General features: G+C 41.9%; 10 protein-coding genes. 2 read left to right on the top strand and 8 right to left on the bottom strand.

Features of this window, described 5'->3' with window-relative positions; genetic code table 11:
• Positions 1 to 220 precede the first annotated feature (220 nt).
• Positions 221 to 1,594: a prephenate-dependent tRNA uridine(34) hydroxylase TrhP gene (gene trhP / locus BEGALDRAFT_RS10215; RefSeq protein WP_002686188.1), complete on the top strand. Its 1,374-nt coding sequence runs from the start codon at positions 221 to 223 to the stop codon at positions 1,592 to 1,594.
• Between the two features lie 267 nt (positions 1,595 to 1,861).
• Here trhP and BEGALDRAFT_RS10210 read toward each other — a convergent pair whose 3' ends face one another.
• The gene (locus BEGALDRAFT_RS10210; protein WP_002686187.1) at positions 1,862 to 3,352 is read right to left on the bottom strand and encodes an Ig-like domain-containing protein; all 1,491 of its coding nucleotides are present in this window, start codon (positions 3,350 to 3,352) and stop codon (positions 1,862 to 1,864) included.
• Positions 3,353 to 3,482: 130 nt separating this feature from the next.
• A complete protein-coding gene (locus tag BEGALDRAFT_RS10205; RefSeq protein ID WP_002686186.1) occupies positions 3,483 to 4,151 on the bottom strand; it encodes a Crp/Fnr family transcriptional regulator in 669 nt (222 codons plus the stop codon).
• 109 nt (positions 4,152 to 4,260) lie between these two features.
• Between BEGALDRAFT_RS10205 and hcp the strand changes: the two genes are divergently transcribed.
• On the top strand, positions 4,261 to 5,907 hold the full coding sequence (hcp, locus tag BEGALDRAFT_RS10200) for a hydroxylamine reductase (RefSeq protein WP_002686185.1): 1,647 nt from the start codon (positions 4,261 to 4,263) through the stop codon (positions 5,905 to 5,907).
• A gap of 546 nt (positions 5,908 to 6,453) precedes the next feature.
• Here the strand turns inward: hcp and BEGALDRAFT_RS10195 are convergent.
• From BEGALDRAFT_RS10195 to BEGALDRAFT_RS10170, 6 genes are all read right to left on the bottom strand, one after another.
• Positions 6,454 to 11,925 carry a beta strand repeat-containing protein gene (locus BEGALDRAFT_RS10195; RefSeq protein ID WP_002686184.1) on the bottom strand — a complete coding sequence of 1,824 codons (5,472 nt, stop codon included), beginning with the start codon at positions 11,923 to 11,925 and terminating at the stop codon, positions 6,454 to 6,456.
• A gap of 129 nt (positions 11,926 to 12,054) precedes the next feature.
• Positions 12,055 to 14,157 carry a type IV pilus secretin family protein gene (gene pilQ, locus BEGALDRAFT_RS10190; RefSeq protein ID WP_050978431.1) on the bottom strand — a complete coding sequence of 701 codons (2,103 nt, stop codon included), beginning with the start codon at positions 14,155 to 14,157 and terminating at the stop codon, positions 12,055 to 12,057.
• A gap of 92 nt (positions 14,158 to 14,249) precedes the next feature.
• Entirely contained in the window at positions 14,250 to 14,852 is a 603-nt protein-coding gene (locus BEGALDRAFT_RS10185) for a pilus assembly protein PilP (RefSeq protein WP_002686182.1), read from the bottom strand.
• A gap of 97 nt (positions 14,853 to 14,949) precedes the next feature.
• Positions 14,950 to 15,597, bottom strand: coding sequence for a type IV pilus inner membrane component PilO (locus BEGALDRAFT_RS10180; RefSeq protein WP_002686181.1), 648 nt, complete (start codon positions 15,595 to 15,597; stop codon positions 14,950 to 14,952).
• Positions 15,598 to 15,607: 10 nt separating this feature from the next.
• Positions 15,608 to 16,252 carry a PilN domain-containing protein gene (locus BEGALDRAFT_RS10175; RefSeq protein WP_002686180.1) on the bottom strand — a complete coding sequence of 215 codons (645 nt, stop codon included), beginning with the start codon at positions 16,250 to 16,252 and terminating at the stop codon, positions 15,608 to 15,610.
• Between the two features lie 50 nt (positions 16,253 to 16,302).
• Positions 16,303 to 17,388 carry a pilus assembly protein PilM gene (locus tag BEGALDRAFT_RS10170; protein ID WP_002686179.1) on the bottom strand — a complete coding sequence of 362 codons (1,086 nt, stop codon included), beginning with the start codon at positions 17,386 to 17,388 and terminating at the stop codon, positions 16,303 to 16,305.
• Positions 17,389 to 17,397: the final 9 nt, after the last annotated feature.

Here is a 17,397-nt window from a genome sequence, read left to right as displayed (position 1 = left end):
AAATTTAAACTATTTTAGAGGGTTATAAAGCATTCAACAAGTCATTAATGCGCTGAATGCCCGTTAATTTATTTTAAAACGCAACATAAAGTCGGTTACGGTGCGAAAATATATACCTAACACAGCCGATACCTGTTATAAAGCCAGTGCATTATCAGTCGCAGGATTAAAATTCAATAATTGCGATAGTTATTAAAGATTTCATAAAGGTTTCATGGTAATGAAAAAAACCGAGTTATTATCCCCAGCGGGAAATTTAAAAAATTTACGTTACGCCTTCAGTTATGGCGCAGATGCGGTTTATGCAGGACAACCCCGCTACAGTTTACGTGTTCGCAATAATGATTTTAACGATGTGAATAATTTAGCAATTGGTATTAATGAAGCCCACGCATTAGGGAAACAATTTTATCTCGCGGTTAATTTATTCCCGCACAATAGCAAGTTAAAAACGTTTCTGGCTGATATGGAAGAGGTGATTTCATTAAAACCCGACGCATTGATTATGGCGGACGTGGGCTTAATCATGATGGTGCGCGAAAAATGGTCAGAAATGCCGATACATTTGTCTGTACAAGCCAACACCATGAATTATGCAGCGGTGAAATTTTGGCAAAGTGCGGGTATTTCACGCATTATTCTGTCGCGCGAATTATCTTTAGATGAAATTGCTGAAATTCGCCAGCAATGCCCTGATATGGAACTAGAAGTTTTTGTACACGGTGCGTTATGTATTGCTTATTCTGGACGTTGTTTGCTCTCAGGCTATATCAATCACCGCGATGCAAATCAAGGCACATGCACAAATTCTTGTCGTTGGGAGTATAAAGTGCATCCTGCCCAAGAAACCGCTGGCGGAGATATACAAAAAATTGCCCCGCAAAATCCGCAAATCCATCAAGAAACCACAACGCAATGGCGACCCCTGCCCGATTTAGGCGAAGGCGAACCCACCGACGGTCTTTATTTAATTGAAGAAATGGGACGACCCAATGAATTAATGCCCATTTTTGAAGATGAACATGGTACTTATATCATGAATTCTAAAGATTTACGCGCTATTCAACATGTGCAACGCTTAACAGAAATGGGCATTAATTCCTTAAAAATCGAAGGGCGCACCAAATCATATTATTATGTCGCTCGCACTGCGCAAGTCTATCGCCAAGCCATTGATGATGCCGTTGCGGGCAGACCGTTTGATAAAAAGTTGATGGATGAATTAGAAAATCTCGCCAGCCGAGGTTATACCGAAGGTTTTTATCGCCGTCATGTTCATGATGAATATCAAAATTATCAGAATGGGAGTTCTGTTGGCGAATTACAGCAATTCGTGGGCGAGGTGTTAGCGCGCGAGGGTAATTGGTTAAAAGTGGATGTAAAAAACCATTTTAGAGTGGGTGATACGTTAGAATTATTGTCACCGACGGGGAATCGTTCTTTTATATTAACGCAATTGCATAATTTAAAACGTGAAAATATCAATGCCGCTTTAGGGTCTGGATATGTTGTTTATGTTTTTGTGCCGAATGCCGCTGAATTGGAAAATGTGGAAAAATGTTTACTGATTCGTTATTTGGTTAAACAGCCATAAGCTGAGTTTTATAGTAACCGTACCATAAAGTGATTTAAATCTAACCTGAGTTCGGCGAGTTTCTTTTAAAAAGACAACAGTTTGTCTGAATCAGAGTTTTCAGAATTAAAAAGACAAGAAAATTAAAAGAATAAAAAATTATGTTTTTAATTGTTTTTAATTGTTTTTAATTCTGCTAATTCTGAAAATTCTGTGAATTCTGATTCAGACAAAAAAAGACCTGCGAGGTTTTAAAAACCTAGCAGGTCTTTTTTTAACAAATGGTTATTAAGGATTAATTAAAATCCGTATGGGCATTTCACCATTAAAAACCACTGTGCCATCGGTTAAGCGGTAGCCAAAAAAGACTTGTAATAACCCCGTCCCAACAAATGCGCCTGTGTACATTTTCACTTCTTGTGCTGAGGCTAAACTGACATCATTGATAAACGGTTCTAAGGTTGCAGGGCTTAAACTCCAGCTCACAATCGCCCCTCCCGTTTTTAACATAAAGAAATACGTCGCACTGCTTTCTATGGGTAATGGAGTATAAGCGGCTACAACAACAATATCGGCTGTCGCGCCAATATGTTCCTCTTGAACAAGAATAGAGCCTTCAATCACAACGGTATCACTTAAAACTTGTTCAACTTGTTGTGTGTAAGCACCGCCATTCACGGCAATGCCTCCGCTAAATGTCGCGCTTGTACTTAATAATGTTCCATCCGCTTTTAGGGTTGTAGAAAAACCTAAGCTGGGTAAGGCTAATAATGGGGAAACGACATTGACCATAACGCTACCGCTAATTGTTGAATTTGCTAATGTTGCAATTAAGCGGTAAGCCCCTTGTGTTTCTGGTGCAGTAAAGCGGGTTCTTGCCTCACCGTTTTCGTTTGTCACGGCATTAGCGGGTGATACGTTGGTTGTGATGAGCTGACCTGTTGGGGTTTGTACGGAAAAGTTTAAGTTGCGATTTGTCACGGCATTGCCATAGGCATCAGTCAATTTAAAAACGACATTGCCTGAACTTTGTCCTGCTGGTAGGCGAAAGTCGGAGGTTAAGGACGAAATTAAGGCAGGTTCACCCGCTAAAAATTTAACCCCTGCACTGCCTGTTTTACTGGGATTATTGGCAAGGCTTGCAACAATGTAGTAAGTGCCTAGTTTTTGATTAGCAATCGCTTGTGTGCGAACTAAACCTTGTGCATCACTGATTGCGGAGCTGACTGTAACGCCGTTACTGATGGTAATCCCGACGGAATTTACGAGGGTAAAATTAACCGTGACATTGCTGGCAAGTTGGTTGTTTGCATTGACAACACGGAAAACGATAGGGTTGGAATTTTGACCAGAACCAACCGTTTGACAAACACCATCAATGGCGAAAACGGTATCGATACCACTGACGGTAATGCCTGTACCTGCGATTTGGCTTGGGTCATCTGCCATTGTGGCGGTTAATGTGTAACGACCAGCGGTATTATTTGCCCGCAAGGCTGTAATGGCTTGTCCTTGTGCATCGGTTAAAGCGGTGAAAACTTGTAGATTGCTATTCATTTGATTACATGAGGCATCTATCAAGGTGAAATTGACCACCGCACCACTAAGCGGGTTGCCTGCGGTATCTAAGGCACGGAAAACAATGACTTCAGAAGGTGAACCAGCTGGAATGGTTTGATTACCGCCATCAACTAAAACCAGTGCGGCAGTTGCCACTTGCGCCCATAGCCAGCTACTGAGAATCACTAGCCAATACGCACTTTTTCTATAACGACGCATTGTTAAAACCTCTTAGTTAAAGTGTTTTTTAAAGAAAATGGCTTAAATAGTTGCTACAACTGTTTTTCATGTTTCATAGTGTAACCATTTCTTATCAAAATGTCGGTATTCTCTTTATCAGCCCATTTATTCAATGCGTTCCGTTTAAAACTTGGCGCAAGCCTTGTACGTCTAATACGTATAAACCGCCATTTGTTTCACTGATAACCCCTTGTTCCTTTAGCTTTCCTAACACGCGCGAAAAAGTTTCAGGCGTTAAACCTAAACGCGATGCAATCGTCGCCTTAGGAATTGATAATGTTGCTAATTCTTGTTCTGGCATGGCTAATAAAAACCCTGCAACTCGTTGTTGTGCATTTTCCAAACTTAAGGCATGAATATCATTTAAAAATTGATGTAAGCGTCGACTTAAATTGGCTAATAGTTTGAGTGATAGAGCAGGTTTACTTTGGATTTCTTGCAATAGAATTTGACTAGGAATGGCTAATACATCAATCGTTTCTAACGCTTGTGCATAAACAGGATAAGGTTTTTTTAAAAAAACGACAGCCTCCGCAAAAGTATCGCCTGCTCGTATCAACTCGATAACTTTTTCTTTTCCGTCTGGTGTTAATCGGTATAAACGGACTAAGCCATGTATTAATAAATAACAATGGGTTGCAGGTTCTCCCGCCGTAAATAATAAAGTGTGTGCCGCATAATGTTGTAAGTGACTGGCTTGAGCTATGGGCATTAATTCGGCATCGGCTAACTCATGAAATAAAGTAGCCTGTTTCAACAGTAACAGCTTATCTTGCATAACGTATCCTTTTCATAATGGCTTGATCGAAATCAAGGCAATGTCATTTTTTCTCTTGAATAATAGTCACACTGATTAAACTAACCGACTAACGTGAAAGGGGAAAAACATGTTTTGTTATCAATGCGAACAAACTAAACGAAATGATGCAATTGCAGGCTGTGCCAGCCAACAAGGGACTTGTGGTAAAAACGAAATCACTTCCGATTTACAAGATATCCTTGTTTATCTCTTACAAGGTGTTGCCCAATATCACTATCGACTCGCTAAATTAAAAGGCGTTGATAATCAAGCTGCTGAATTTACCCTTTATGGACTGTTTACCACACTAACCAATGTCAATTTTAACGCGACACGCTTCAATGTAATGATTAAAGAAGCAACAACATTGCGTGACCGTTTAAAAGCTGAATATGAGGCGTTAGAACCCAATCATGCCCCGTTAAACCCCGCAGCGTCTTTTATTCCTGCAAATTCGCCTGCTGAACTCCTGCAACAAGCCAGCATCGCTTCTGTCAAAGCGGGTGAAGAAACCGTCGGCGCGGATGTCATTGGTTTACGTGTTTTAATTTTATACGGTTTAAAAGGCGTTGCTGCTTATGCTTATCATGCGTGGGTTTTAGGGTTTAAAGATGACAAAATCAATTTAGAAATGGCACGGTTGCTGGATTATCTTGCAACCAGCCCTACCGACATTGAGGAATTATTACAACAAGCGTTAGCCGTCGGTGAGTTGAATCTACAAGTCATGGCATTGTTAGAAAAAGCCAATACAGACAGCTTTGGGGCGCAAACCGTGACGCAAGTTCGTATTACGCCTGTTGCTGGTAAAGCGATTCTAGTCAGTGGGCACGATTTACACGATTTACATCAAATTTTAGAACAAACCAGCGGGAAAAATATTAATGTTTATACTCACGGCGAAATGTTACCCGCTCATGCTTATGGCAAGTTAAAAGCTTATCCACATTTAGTCGGTAATTACGGCGGTGCATGGCAAAATCAACAGCAGGAATTTGCTGATTTTCCCGGTGCGATTATTGTGACTTCCAACTGTTTAGTTGAGCCACAAGTCAGCTATCGGCAACGGATTTTTACCGCTGGGCCTGTCGGCTGGTCAGGTGTTCGTCACATTCAAGATGGTAATTTTGCGCCTGCGATTCAAGCCGCTGCTGCATTAGCAGGGTTTAAAGAAACCGAAGCAGAAAAAACGATTACGGTTGGTTTTGGTCGTCATACCTTATTGGGTGCTGCTGAAACGGTTGTAAATGCGGTTAAACAAGGCGCAATTAAACACTTTTTCTTAATCGGGGGTTGTGATGGTGCAGTCCCTGGGCGGAATTATTACACTGAATTGGCAGAGCAAACCCCAGAAAATACCGTGATTATGACGTTAGGCTGTGGTAAATATCGCTTTAATAAGCAAGACTTTGGCACAATTGGTGGATTACCGCGTTTATTAGACATTGGACAATGCAATGATGCGTATGTCGCCATTGAAATTGCGAAAGCGTTAGCAGGGGCATTTAATTGTGGCGTTAATGATTTACCCTTGTCGTTAATGGTTTCATGGTTTGAACAAAAAGCGACGGCTGTCTTTTTGTCATTGCTTGCGTTAAATGTGAAAAACATTCATTTAGGGCCAAGTTTACCCGCTTATCTCACGCCAAATTTATTGGCTGTTTTACAAGAACGCTTTGCGGTGAAAGCGAATAAAACTGCACAATTGGATTTAGCAGAGGCTTTAGCTGCTTAACCCCAGTTTTGCGAGTTTTATAAAATAAAACAGAGACCTGCTAGGTTTTGAAAATCTAGCAGGTCTTTTTTTGTCTGAATCAGAATTCACAGAATTATAGTAATCGTACCATAAAGTGATTTAAATCTAGGACTGGCAGTCCTGTGAGGACTGCCAGTCCTCCATGTCGTTTTATAATACGTTTGCTATAGCAGAATTAAACACTGTCTGAATCAGAATTCACAGAATTCACAGAATTAGCAGAATTAGCAGAATTAAAAACAATTAAAAACAATTAAAAACATAATTTTTTATTCTTTTAATTTTCTTGTCTTTTTAATCCTGAAAATCCTGATTCAGACAAACTGTTGTCTTTTTAAAAGAAACTCGCCGAACTCAGGTTATAGTAAACGTATCATAAAGTGATTTAAATTTAGGACTGGCAGTCCTCACAGGACTGCCAGTCCTTCGCATCGTTTTATAGTGCGTTTACTATAACAGGCAAAAAAATACCCCCTGTTTTTGAGACAGGGGGTATTTGGTTAGTTTAGGTGTTTAGCTTAAAGGCTAGGGACAACCTAAGGGTTTAGGATAGGCGAATTGCGTTTCAACCGTTGGTGTTGCTGGATTATCGCCTAATGAATCTAATGAGAAGATAACCTCTACAGGTATCGGTGTCGGATTTGGATTAGTATCCTTGTCATAAAGGGTTGTTGCATTACTGCCTAACTGGCTGTTATTGGCATTAACGTAGGCAACCACTTTGACCGTTCCAGGACATACTGACTGAATCTCTGTTGAGAATGATCCGTTAGTGAGTGTTGTACCTGTTGCACTAGAGAATGTCACCGAATTCATAATATTGTCAGGTGTTACACTCTCCAATGTGAAGCGAATGGGAATACCACTTAAACCAACGAATTGTCCTGTTGTTGTATCACGTTTTTGTGCAATGACATCAACCCGAGCGAGGTTTATTGCGTCTAACGTTCCTTGATTAATAGGTGTGGTTTGATTCACAGAAGTGGTTGCAGGCGGTGTAATCACTAACTGTAAACGTTCAGGAATATTGTTATCCGCTAAGGTGACACCTGTTACAGGCGTATCATCTGCCACGCAGTTACTACCAACGCTGTTGTTGACAAAGAAAGCACTGTTATTTGCCGCAATGGCTGCATTGACTGCATCAATTGAGGGAGCTGGATTAGAAATATAGAGGAATGGAGGTTGTACAGGGCAAATATCATTATCAGCATCGTCTTTTAAGCAAGGCGCGGAAATAATGATGGTTGCAGAGCCTTCGCTACCTGATACTGTTGCTCTTGCGGTTAACTCAATACCCGATAAATAAGTTGCATATTGAATAGGATAGATAACATTAAAGTCGACATATCCAGAGGGGGTATCGTCACTGGTTGAGGTAGGCCCTGATATTGCTGTCGCTTTATCAACCGTGATAACGCCACCAGGGTCTAAACGACCATTTTTTGTAATATCTGAACTACTCCCAATAAAGCGACTGTCTTCCGCACTGTCTAATAAACCATTGCGATTTACGTCTTCATTATTACAAGTATAAGTGGCTGTGATGAAGGTTGTTCCGCTAATGACTTCTAACTTCTGACCTGAATATTGTTTCGGATAGATGCTAATTGTCACGCTTGCACCATTGACAGGTGCGCCATTAGCATCAGTCACTAAGGCAGTAAAGGGCACAATATAACGCAGACCATCAGTAGATTTAGTCATTACGTTACCTGTTCCTAAGGAGACGAAAAGCGCGCCTTGAGAAATAGTCAGATTAACAGTATCAGTCCGTTGAATATTGGTTGCATTGGGTGTGGTATCAGGGCTAATTAGATTAGCGGTGACAACAACGCCATTTTGCGCACTTTGAGAACTTCCTGCGATATAAGTCACTGTTGCTTTACCAAATGCATCGGTTACTGCGGATGATTTGGTTAAACGTCCCCCAGTTACATCGGCTAATACGAAGTTGACAACCGCCCCTTCTACAAGGTTGTCATTGGTATCTCTGACGGTTGCAGTGAGTTCTGCTTGAGAGGTTTCGTTTCCAGAGGTATTTGCAGCTAAAACAGAGTTATTTGTTTGTAAATCAATACGGTCAGCAGTAACCGCACGGAAGTTTACTGTAAACTCTAAAGAAGTCGTACTGCTTACACCAGTAACTTTTACAATGGCACTGCCTACATTATTAGCAGACAAGGTAAAACAATTGCTTATAAACGGTGTTGTCTTACAAGTTGATGTCCCATCAACGGTCAGCGTTGCGGGTGATACTGCACCACGGCTAGTATTAACAGTAACTTCACCCGCTGTTGGTACGCCTTGTCGATTCCAAACAACACTAAATTGTTGGTTAGTATTCAAAGGAATGACACAACTATCTAAGCTTGTGCAAAGCGTATTTGTACCTGTTACAGGGACGATTTGGATAATATCGCCAGAAATTTGAATCGTTTTTGTAACGGTTGTAATGCCTGACGCGCCTGGTTTAGTGACAGTTAAAATTTCTGCCCCTGCTAAACCTGCCGCTAAAGAAATATCAGCACGTCCATTAGAATTTGTGATGACTTCTATGGTTGTGCCTGTCCGTACAGTACCTTGTGTTGTGGTAAAGCTTAAGGTATTCCCTAATGTTGAACTGACAGAAAGCACTTGCCCAGATAATGCTGTTCCCGCAGAGTTGCGTACAGAAACAGAATAAGTGCTTGTGCTACCTGTAATGAGTGCAGACTCTCCTGTAATGTTCAGGGTTGTGCCAACGACTTGAACAGGAACGGCTTTCTTAAGAGAAGTTCCATCCGCTCTGTTGATAGTTGCAACAACCGTAATATAACGATTATCAACATTACTTTGTGTTGTTAAACGGGCTTGTGCGCGTCCTGAACTGTTGGTAATCCCTGGGTCAGAGCTTGTATCTCCACTAATTGCAATCGCTTGTAATTCCCCTGCAGCCCCAGTATTAGCTTGTCCCGTCGTGGTATTAATGCTTTCACAATTTTGCTGAGTAAAGCCTGCGGGCACAATGGATAATAAGTCTGAAGGAATACCGCAAACGGATGAGAAATTAACCGTAACGTCACTCACCAAATTATTGTTTGAATCCTTCACAATCGCAGTTATAACCACGCCATCAGGATTGCCCTCAGACCCTAGGGTAGGACTTGCTGTTAATAACTCTAAACTTGCGACATCGGCGGTCGAGCCTGAAGCAGGTTTGAAGGTCAATTCAACAGAGTTACTGGTCAACGTGACATTTTCTGCATTTAGTCTTGCTTGAATCGTTACTGTCCCTGCTTGACTGCTGGTCACAGTGGTTGTAAATGCCCCTGTATTTGTCGCTGTTTTTCCAGAGAAATTATCAAATACAGTAGAGCCAGCTACATTGCCTGTTGCGGTCAAGACAAGCGGAACATCGCCTAAAGGCACATTATTTTTTCTTGCTAAAACAGTAATGTTTATGTTGCTTCCTGTATCCGCACTCGGTTGTGAAACCGTCAGGACTAAGCTATCAGGAGTTTGTTCAGGAGGTAACGTTGTACCACTGGTGAATGTAATGGTAATCGGTGTACCTATCGCATCAGAACGGACACCACCAGCCACTGCAACCACAGCAATATTAGATTCTGCGACTGTGCTGGTCACTGTTGTGCGGAATTCTCCTAAAGAATTTGTTGTGCCGCTTGCAGATGTCAGTGTTGTATTGAGAGAGTCCACAAAAACTTCTACAGATGTACCTGTGATGGGTGTATTTGTTGAATCTCGTGGTGTGACAACAATTGTAATTTTAGAAGCACCATCCGCAGGTTGTGGCGAATTTAAGGCTTCCACATCAATCGTTGCTGGGGCTGAACCAGAAGTTGCTTCAAAATTAATTCTGACGTTTTTCGCAAGGCTAGAAGAACCCCCTGTAGAAACACCATCAACCGTAACGGTGAAGTCTGCAGGACCGACATCGGTAGAGGTTACGCTAGAAGAGAAATAACCATTGCTGTTAGTTTTTCCTGATGCAGGATTAGCAACGGAAGCTCCCCCTGTTCCTAAAATAATAATTGGTGCATTTTCAACAGGCTTACCCGTTGAATCACGTGCAATAACATTAATGGTTGCTTGATCAGTACCATTCGCTTTTAAGCCTGTGCCACAAGTGACTGTTGTACCTGTACTTGTTCCAACAGGGGTACAACTGACATCTAATTGTGCGACTTGAGTAGCGGGGTTTGTAAATATCACTATTTCACTATCAGTGACTGTTGCACCACTGGGCACGCCTGCGCTTGTCAATGCAACAGCGGTAACGGTGATTGTTGTACTGCCTGCAATGGTATTGCTCAGTTTAAAGACAGCCGTTCCTGATGAGCCTGTTTCTAAAACACCTTCATCAAATAAAGCGGTGCTTGCATTAGACCCAGAAGCAGCAATACTGACTTGAATGCCCGACATAGGGGTATTTGCAGAATCACGCACAATAGCTGTTAGTGTTGTCTGGGCTGTCCCGTCCGCAATTAATGTGCTTGGGCTGGCAATTAGGGTAACACTTGAGGGAGGAGTTGGGGCTGTGTCTGGATTGGAAGAAGTACGAGAATTAAACGTAATCGTAACTGTACTACTAGAGATACCCGCAACAACTGCACGCAATGTGTAGCTTTCTACCGTTGTACTGGTAAGTGAAATACGGAAAAAGCCTGCGCTGTCTGTGGTTGCATTCGGAATAGATAAGCCATTGCTCGTTAAGAAGCTAACTGCTGTACTAGCAACAGGTTTACCCGCATCATCTAAAACACGCCCAATAATATTGATGGTATCTGTCCCATTAGCAGTTGCAGGTGATGGCGTGGATACAGGAGAGTCCAGCACAACCGAGGCAATTTGAGCACCAGTTGTGGTTGTCGGATTCTTAAAGGTTACTTGAATATCACCACTGATGACTTCTGTTGTTTGATCTGAAGTAGTAATACGTGCTGATGCTGTTAAATTGATTGTTTCTTCTACTGTGTTTTTAATGTAAACCGTGAAATTACCTGAAGAGCCCGTATTTCCATTGATGTAAATGGGTTGGTAATTACTGTTGTTTACGCTGAGTTGTGCTGTTCCAGAATCAATGGCAACCGTAACAGGGACATTGGGAACAGGTACACCTGCATCATCTTGTGCTACAACGAGCACACGGGCGGCATCTGTTCCATTAGCTGGGACATTGTTGGCACTAACAAGTAGGCGAATACTAGAGGGATTTGTATAAACTGCTGATGCACCAAAACGCATAGATAATGCAGGTTTTACTGTGTATCCACCAACAATGGGGGTAACAGATGTATCTTGTGCAATTGTATTCGTAATTGTGGTCGTAAATTGCCCTTGAGCATTGGTTGAACCACTGGCTTCTGCCGCTGTTGCAAATGAGCCTTGTGCAAAAGAGAGTTGAACATCTTGCCCAGCGATAGGTACACCTGCAGCATTGCGTGCTTGAACGGTTAACGTAGCACTATCAGAGCCACCCGCTGAAATGACTGTTGGATAGATTGGACTAACACTCGCGACGACACTCGCACCAAAATAGATTTGAAAACTAAAACTACCCTCATAGTTTTCTCTTCCTGCAATACTCACTGTGACTGTTTCAGCCGTGTTGTCCACAACATTAAATGTTGTTTGCCCTTGACTATTAGTGGTTACATCTAGTGTTGTTGTAGAACCATCACTAAAACGGGCAGAACCTGTTACTGTCAAACGCATAGGTACACTGGCAACAACAGCAGGATTGGTCGTTGTTGTTCCATCTAAACTGGTCAGTGTGATGGTTGCTGTATTATCACCAGCAATAACAATAGTCTCTCCAGCAACAGCAACACCAATTGTGGTCGGGTCTGTAGTGTCACCACCAGTATCACCACCATCATCGGTGCCTTTATCATCCAGTAAATTGCTTGGCTCATCACCGCCCCCACCACAAGCACTGAGTGACCCCAGTACTAAGGCATAGAGTAGCCATCTGAGTAAAACACGTATAAACATTTAGATACATCCTCTATTCAATTTAAATTCACAGACTATCTGTTTTCTGAAATACCTAAATCTTAGACACAATCAGTTGCATCTAAGAGTAGATAAATTCGTTTTACAAAGCGATTAACCCACTATTCATTAAGAATTCCCCTTCACAATTCTAGGTGTTACAAAAATCAGTAACTCTGACTTATTTTCCGTACTCGTGCGTGTTTTAAAGAGATTGCCCACAAGAGGAAGGTCACTGAAAAATGGAACACGTTCAACCGTGTTTTCAGTTTTTTGCTCGTAAACTCCCCCTAAAACAACCGTTTCACCATTATCAACAAGTACTTGTGTTTCAACTTCACGGCGGTCAATTGAACCTGATGTAGAGGGGTCATCTTTTTTAACATTTAAGTCCATGATAACGCGGTCATCAGGCGTAATTTGAGGAGTCACATCTAATTGTAATAACGCTTCTTTAAAGGTTGGGGCTGCTGATGCGCCGACCCCAGCTGTCCCTGCAACGGGGAATTCAACCCCTTGCAAAACAGTTGCCTTTTTTTGATTAGAAGTAATGACACGCGGACTAGAAATGACTTCTCCGCGCCCTTCTACTTGTAACGCAGATAGCTCTAATTGCAGTAAATAACTACCAATTTTACCGATGGCAAGTCCAACTGTTCCTGTTTGTGCCGTTGCACTCGCACCGATTGCACTCGCAACTGCGGGCAACGAAACCATTAAACCTTCTCCTGAGCCGACTTGGAACGCTGTTCCAGAACTAAACTCTGTATCGCCCGTAGTTTTTCCACCAACAACAACACCATAACCACTGCCTAAGTCTTGGTCTGCACCATAACCAAATTTCACCCCTAAACTTTTGCCAAAGCTTTCCTCAGCAATGACAACACGCCCTTCAATGAGAACTTGACGAACGGGTGTATCAATCGCGGCAATTAAAGCAGCGATTTCGTCTAATTTAGTCGCGGTATCTTGAATAATTAGTTTATTCGTGCGTGCGTCTTGGGTGACACTTCCCCGATCAGATAGAAAGGAATGGCTTTTCTCCGCAGAACGTTCACGTAGCAACGTCACTAAATCACTGGCTTTTGCATAGTTAATTTGAAATTGTCGAGTCACAACAGGTTCTAACTCTTTAATTGCTTTTTGTGCTTCTAACTCTTTACGCTCCCGTTCATCTAAATTAGCTTTTAAATCAACGGTCATCACATTGCCAATTTGTTTTTTACCTAATCCTTGTGATTGGAGAATAATTTCTAGTGCTTGATCCCAAGGTACATTTTTTAGGCGCAAGCTAATTGGGGGAAGTTGGCTAACGGCGGGGCTGGTGATAATGTTTAAATTAACACCAGGGAGTTCTGTGAGAAGCATTAAAGCACTGCTAACAGGGATATTTTGGATATTAAATGAAACCCGTTGCCCTGCATAAACAGGGTCAGTTTTCTTCAAGTCTTCTTTTTCTTCGGGAGTGAGTGGTTTAACTTCAATAATGTATTTGTTATCAGATTGATAAGCGAGATGGTCAAATTCGTTATTTTTGGGTGTGATAACCATACGAACATTATTTCCCTGTTGTTTTGTATCAATAAAGCTCACAGGGGTTGCAAAATCAGTCACGTCTAATTTACGGTCTAAGTTTTCTTGTAAGGCAACATCTTCAACATCAACAATAATATCGTTTACCTCTCGTTGGATATTCACAATAGACTCTGGGTCTGAGAGCGTAATAATAATTTGAGCAGAATCTTGGCGAGTCCGTTTGAAATCAATATTGTCAATCCGTGGTCCTTTAGGGAGAGTCGCTGCTTGTGCTGATAATGTAGCGGCTTTTTGGCTCACTGCCAAAATGGGCGAGTTACTCGGGGGAGCTATTTGATTGCCTATGTTGGCTACTTCTACATAGACACGGTTACCTTGTGATTGAATAGTAAAGGGAACAAGGCGTACTAAGTTTAATACAACCCGTGTTCTGTCATTTGTTTCTACAACGCTAGCACCTTGTACAGCACCAATTCCAATCACTTGTGAGCGATTATCTACCCGCATAGCGGTATTGGGGAAATCTAAGACGATTCTGGCAGGATTTTCTGTTGAAAAACTAATGGGAGTCTGTGCATTGCCAGCAAAATCTAGATTAATCTGTACTCTGTTGCCGGGTAGGGTGGAAAAACCAACTTTATTGAGTTGGTTAACCGTAGCATGGGCGGTTGCCATATAGCTGAAACAGATAATCATAAAAAAACATCTGATTAAACGTGGCTGTTGGCATAGCCTTTTCTTTAAGAGAGTAAAAAAGAGTGTGCGCATATTCATGAGCAGAACCTCACTTATTGTTCCTCTGGCATTGCCAGTTTTGTTTGTTGTTCTTTCCAACATCCAGGACGAACAGGGTCTGGATGTAGTTCTAAGAGCTCTATTTCTCTGTCAGAGATACTGAGGATAACACCGCTGTCTTGCCCCATATAATCACCCGTTTGTACCCGTGAGATTAGACCATCAGGCGACATGATTAACCCCCATATTGTCCCAGCTTCATCTTCTAGGACACCTACCAATTTGAGTGCATCCAAAGGAACTGACTCTAATCCAACCCGTACACGGAAGGGATCAGGTTTGTAGCAGTCAGGTGCTACAGCTTCAGCATTATTGTGGCTTGACTCATCTTGCTCATTATCTGCCCATCGTTCAAAGGGAGAACGTTTACTTTCCACTTCATAAAAGTGGCTTGGTACTAATTTAAATTCGGGAATTGGGTCAACTTGTGGATTTTCCCGCGCTTTAATACGACCTATTTCTGTTTCTAAGTCCGCCATTCCTCTGTCACTACATGCTGAGAGCATGAGTACAATGAATAAACAACTTATTGTGTAAGTTAATAAACGCATGTCTAACTCTCCGTAACTGGATAAGCGTTTGAATTGACTATCCATTATTTTATTCTGCTTACACACTGTTAGATTAAGTGTGGTAGAACTTGGTAAGCAAGTTGAGCCACCTTGTTTTTTATATTTATCATTGTGTTATGCATTATTTTTTAGCAGGGACTGCGGGGGCTTTTCCTTTCGCGCCAGTAGCAGGAGCTTCTACACTGTTTGGATCAGGAAAAAAGTAAATCCTCGCTACCAGTTCCATGGTTAATGGACCTTTTGCCGATAGGTTTTTAATGACAATATCGTGTTGTGTCACAATGCGGGGCATAGATGCAACTTGGCTAATAAACTTACCGAATGAGTGATAATCACCGCTTAAGCGTAAGTTAATGGGCAAGATGTAGTAGTTGTTTTCTTGTAATTGCGTGCCTGGCTTAAAGAGTTCTGACTTTAACCCTGTTGCAATTGCTGCTTGTGAAATATCTTGAATGAGTCCAGCAACTTCTGCTTGATTCGGTAAACGCCGTTGTAAGTCTGCAAGCGATTTTTCAATGGTGACTAATTGTTCTTTTAGTTTGGGAAGTGTTGCCGCTTGCCATTGTTTATCTGTGAATTCTTTAATGAGTTCACCTTCTTGGCGTTGTACCGCTTCTAAACGTGCAATTTGATCTTGTGTATCAAAGTAGTAACCTGCCCCTAAGGCGAGAGCACATAAAAATAGAATAGCAACGCCTTTAACAGGAATGGGCCAATTGCCCACGTTTTTAGCGTCTAAATTACGAAAATCATCAGCACTAAATTTCATGGCTTAGTCCTCATCGGGCAGACGGAGCAGCAGGTTTATCCGACGAACCCGCCAGCGGGTCTTCTTCCTTAGGCACTTCTTGTTTTAAATTGAGTTTAAAGGTGCTGACTGTCCGTTTTGCTGTTGTCTTTGGTGCTTTATCAGGCTGTATGCCAGTCACTGTTCTTTCATCTTTATTCTCAATAAATTCAACAGTTGGATTTGTTAAGTAGGGAGAGCTATCTAATTGACGCATCAGAGAAGAGACCCGTGCATCAGATTGTGCAACGCCTTCAATGGTGATGATGTCTTGTTTTTGCGTCATTGTCGTGAAATAAATCCCTTCGGGCACACGTAACACCATTTCATCCATTAAGCGTACAGACAATGGGCGACTGGCTTCTAATTGTTGAATCACGTTCATCCGTTCAATTAAGGCTGCTTTCTTTATTTCCAGTTCTTTAATTTCATCAATTTGTTTCTTTACAATATTGATTTCTGACTGAATATAGTCATTACGACTCTGTTGGTAAGCGATTTCACCTTCCATAAACAGGTGCACGCTCAATACGATAATCCCTGCGATGGCGAGCGCGATACCCGTGATAATCAAAAAACGGATTTCACGTTCACGCTTTAGCGTCTCACGCCAAGGGAGAAGGTTGATATTTGCCATCGTGTTAATGCCTCATGCCTGTCCTGATTGCATCTTCAGGAAATACGTCATTAATAATTGAATTTATCAAATGTGCGTAAAGCAAGCCCACACGCAATCATCAAGGCTGGTGCATCACGCATTAAATCTTTTTTGGGGACTTTAGCGGATAACGACATGGAGGCAAAAGGATTTGCAATTGTGACATGTCCACCCACTTTATTACTGACGTGTTCAACGATGTTAGGGATAGATGCACATCCGCCCGCAATTAAAATATGAGAAAGTTGACCATATTTGGGAGATACATCTGAGGAATAGTAATACTGTACCATCCGACTGATTTGTTGCGCCATTTCCGCTTTAAAGGGTTCTAGGACTTCTAATTCATAGTCATCTGGTAAACCGCCATTACGTTTAGCAAGATTTGCCTCTTCGTAGCTAATCCCATAACGATGCTGAATGTTTTCGGTAAGTCGTTTACCACCAAAGAGTTCTTCACGAGAATAAATAATGCGACTTTCCCCAAGCACGTTAATTGTTGTTGTCGTTGCACCAACATCGATGAGCGCGATGGTCTCATCTAGATTAATTTCAGGGTCACTTTCTGCTAATAGACGAAACGCATTTTCGAGTGCATACTTCTCTATGTCCACGACACGAACCCTTAACCCGCCTAATTCTGCACTGGCAACACGTACTTCGACGTTTTCACTCCGTGAGGCAGCCAGTAAAATATCGACGCGATTGTCAGGGTCTTTCTCATTTGGACCAATCACTTCAAAGTCGAAACTAATCTCGTTTAACGGATAAGGAATGTATTGTTCAGCATCAGCTTCAATCAACGCACGTCGTTCATCATCAGACATGCCTCTATCCATCTCGATAAGTTTAGTGATGACAGCAGGACCTGAAACAGCAACCGCAGAAAATTGGGCTTTCGGTTTTGCACGGCGTACAACACGGTTAATGGCTTCGCCCACAATTTCTAATTCAACGACGTTTTTATCCTCAACCGCTTTTTCTGGCAGAGGTTCTATCGCGTAGCTCTCAACCTTGTAGTTATTACCTGCTCGGCTGAGTTCTAATAGTTTAACGGCTGTAGAGCTTATATCTATGCCCACCAGCGGCTCAGGTTTTAAACTAAAGATTCCCACTGAATTTTC

The organism is Beggiatoa alba B18LD, assembly GCF_000245015.1.
In the GTDB taxonomy this organism is placed as follows: domain Bacteria; phylum Pseudomonadota; class Gammaproteobacteria; order Beggiatoales; family Beggiatoaceae; genus Beggiatoa; species Beggiatoa alba.
Note: the sequence above shows the minus strand (reverse complement) of the source record. Positions and strands in the feature narration are given on the sequence as shown.

Bases quoted from the DNA above. Each gene is read 5' to 3' on its own strand.
- BEGALDRAFT_RS10180 (WP_002686181.1), bottom strand. From the start codon at position 15,597: ATGAAATTTAGTGCTGATGATTTTCGTAATTTAGACGCTAAAAACGTG.
- BEGALDRAFT_RS10195 (WP_002686184.1), bottom strand. From the start codon at position 11,925: ATGTTTATACGTGTTTTACTCAGATGGCTACTCTATGCCTTAGTACTG.
- pilQ (WP_050978431.1), bottom strand. From the start codon at position 14,157: ATGATTATCTGTTTCAGCTATATGGCAACCGCCCATGCTACGGTTAAC.
- BEGALDRAFT_RS10185 (WP_002686182.1), bottom strand. From the start codon at position 14,852: ATGGATAGTCAATTCAAACGCTTATCCAGTTACGGAGAGTTAGACATG.
- BEGALDRAFT_RS10210 (WP_002686187.1), bottom strand. From the start codon at position 3,352: ATGCGTCGTTATAGAAAAAGTGCGTATTGGCTAGTGATTCTCAGTAGC.
- hcp (WP_002686185.1), top strand. From the start codon at position 4,261: ATGTTTTGTTATCAATGCGAACAAACTAAACGAAATGATGCAATTGCA.
- BEGALDRAFT_RS10205 (WP_002686186.1), bottom strand. From the start codon at position 4,151: ATGCAAGATAAGCTGTTACTGTTGAAACAGGCTACTTTATTTCATGAG.
- BEGALDRAFT_RS10175 (WP_002686180.1), bottom strand. From the start codon at position 16,252: ATGGCAAATATCAACCTTCTCCCTTGGCGTGAGACGCTAAAGCGTGAA.
- trhP (WP_002686188.1), top strand. From the start codon at position 221: ATGAAAAAAACCGAGTTATTATCCCCAGCGGGAAATTTAAAAAATTTA.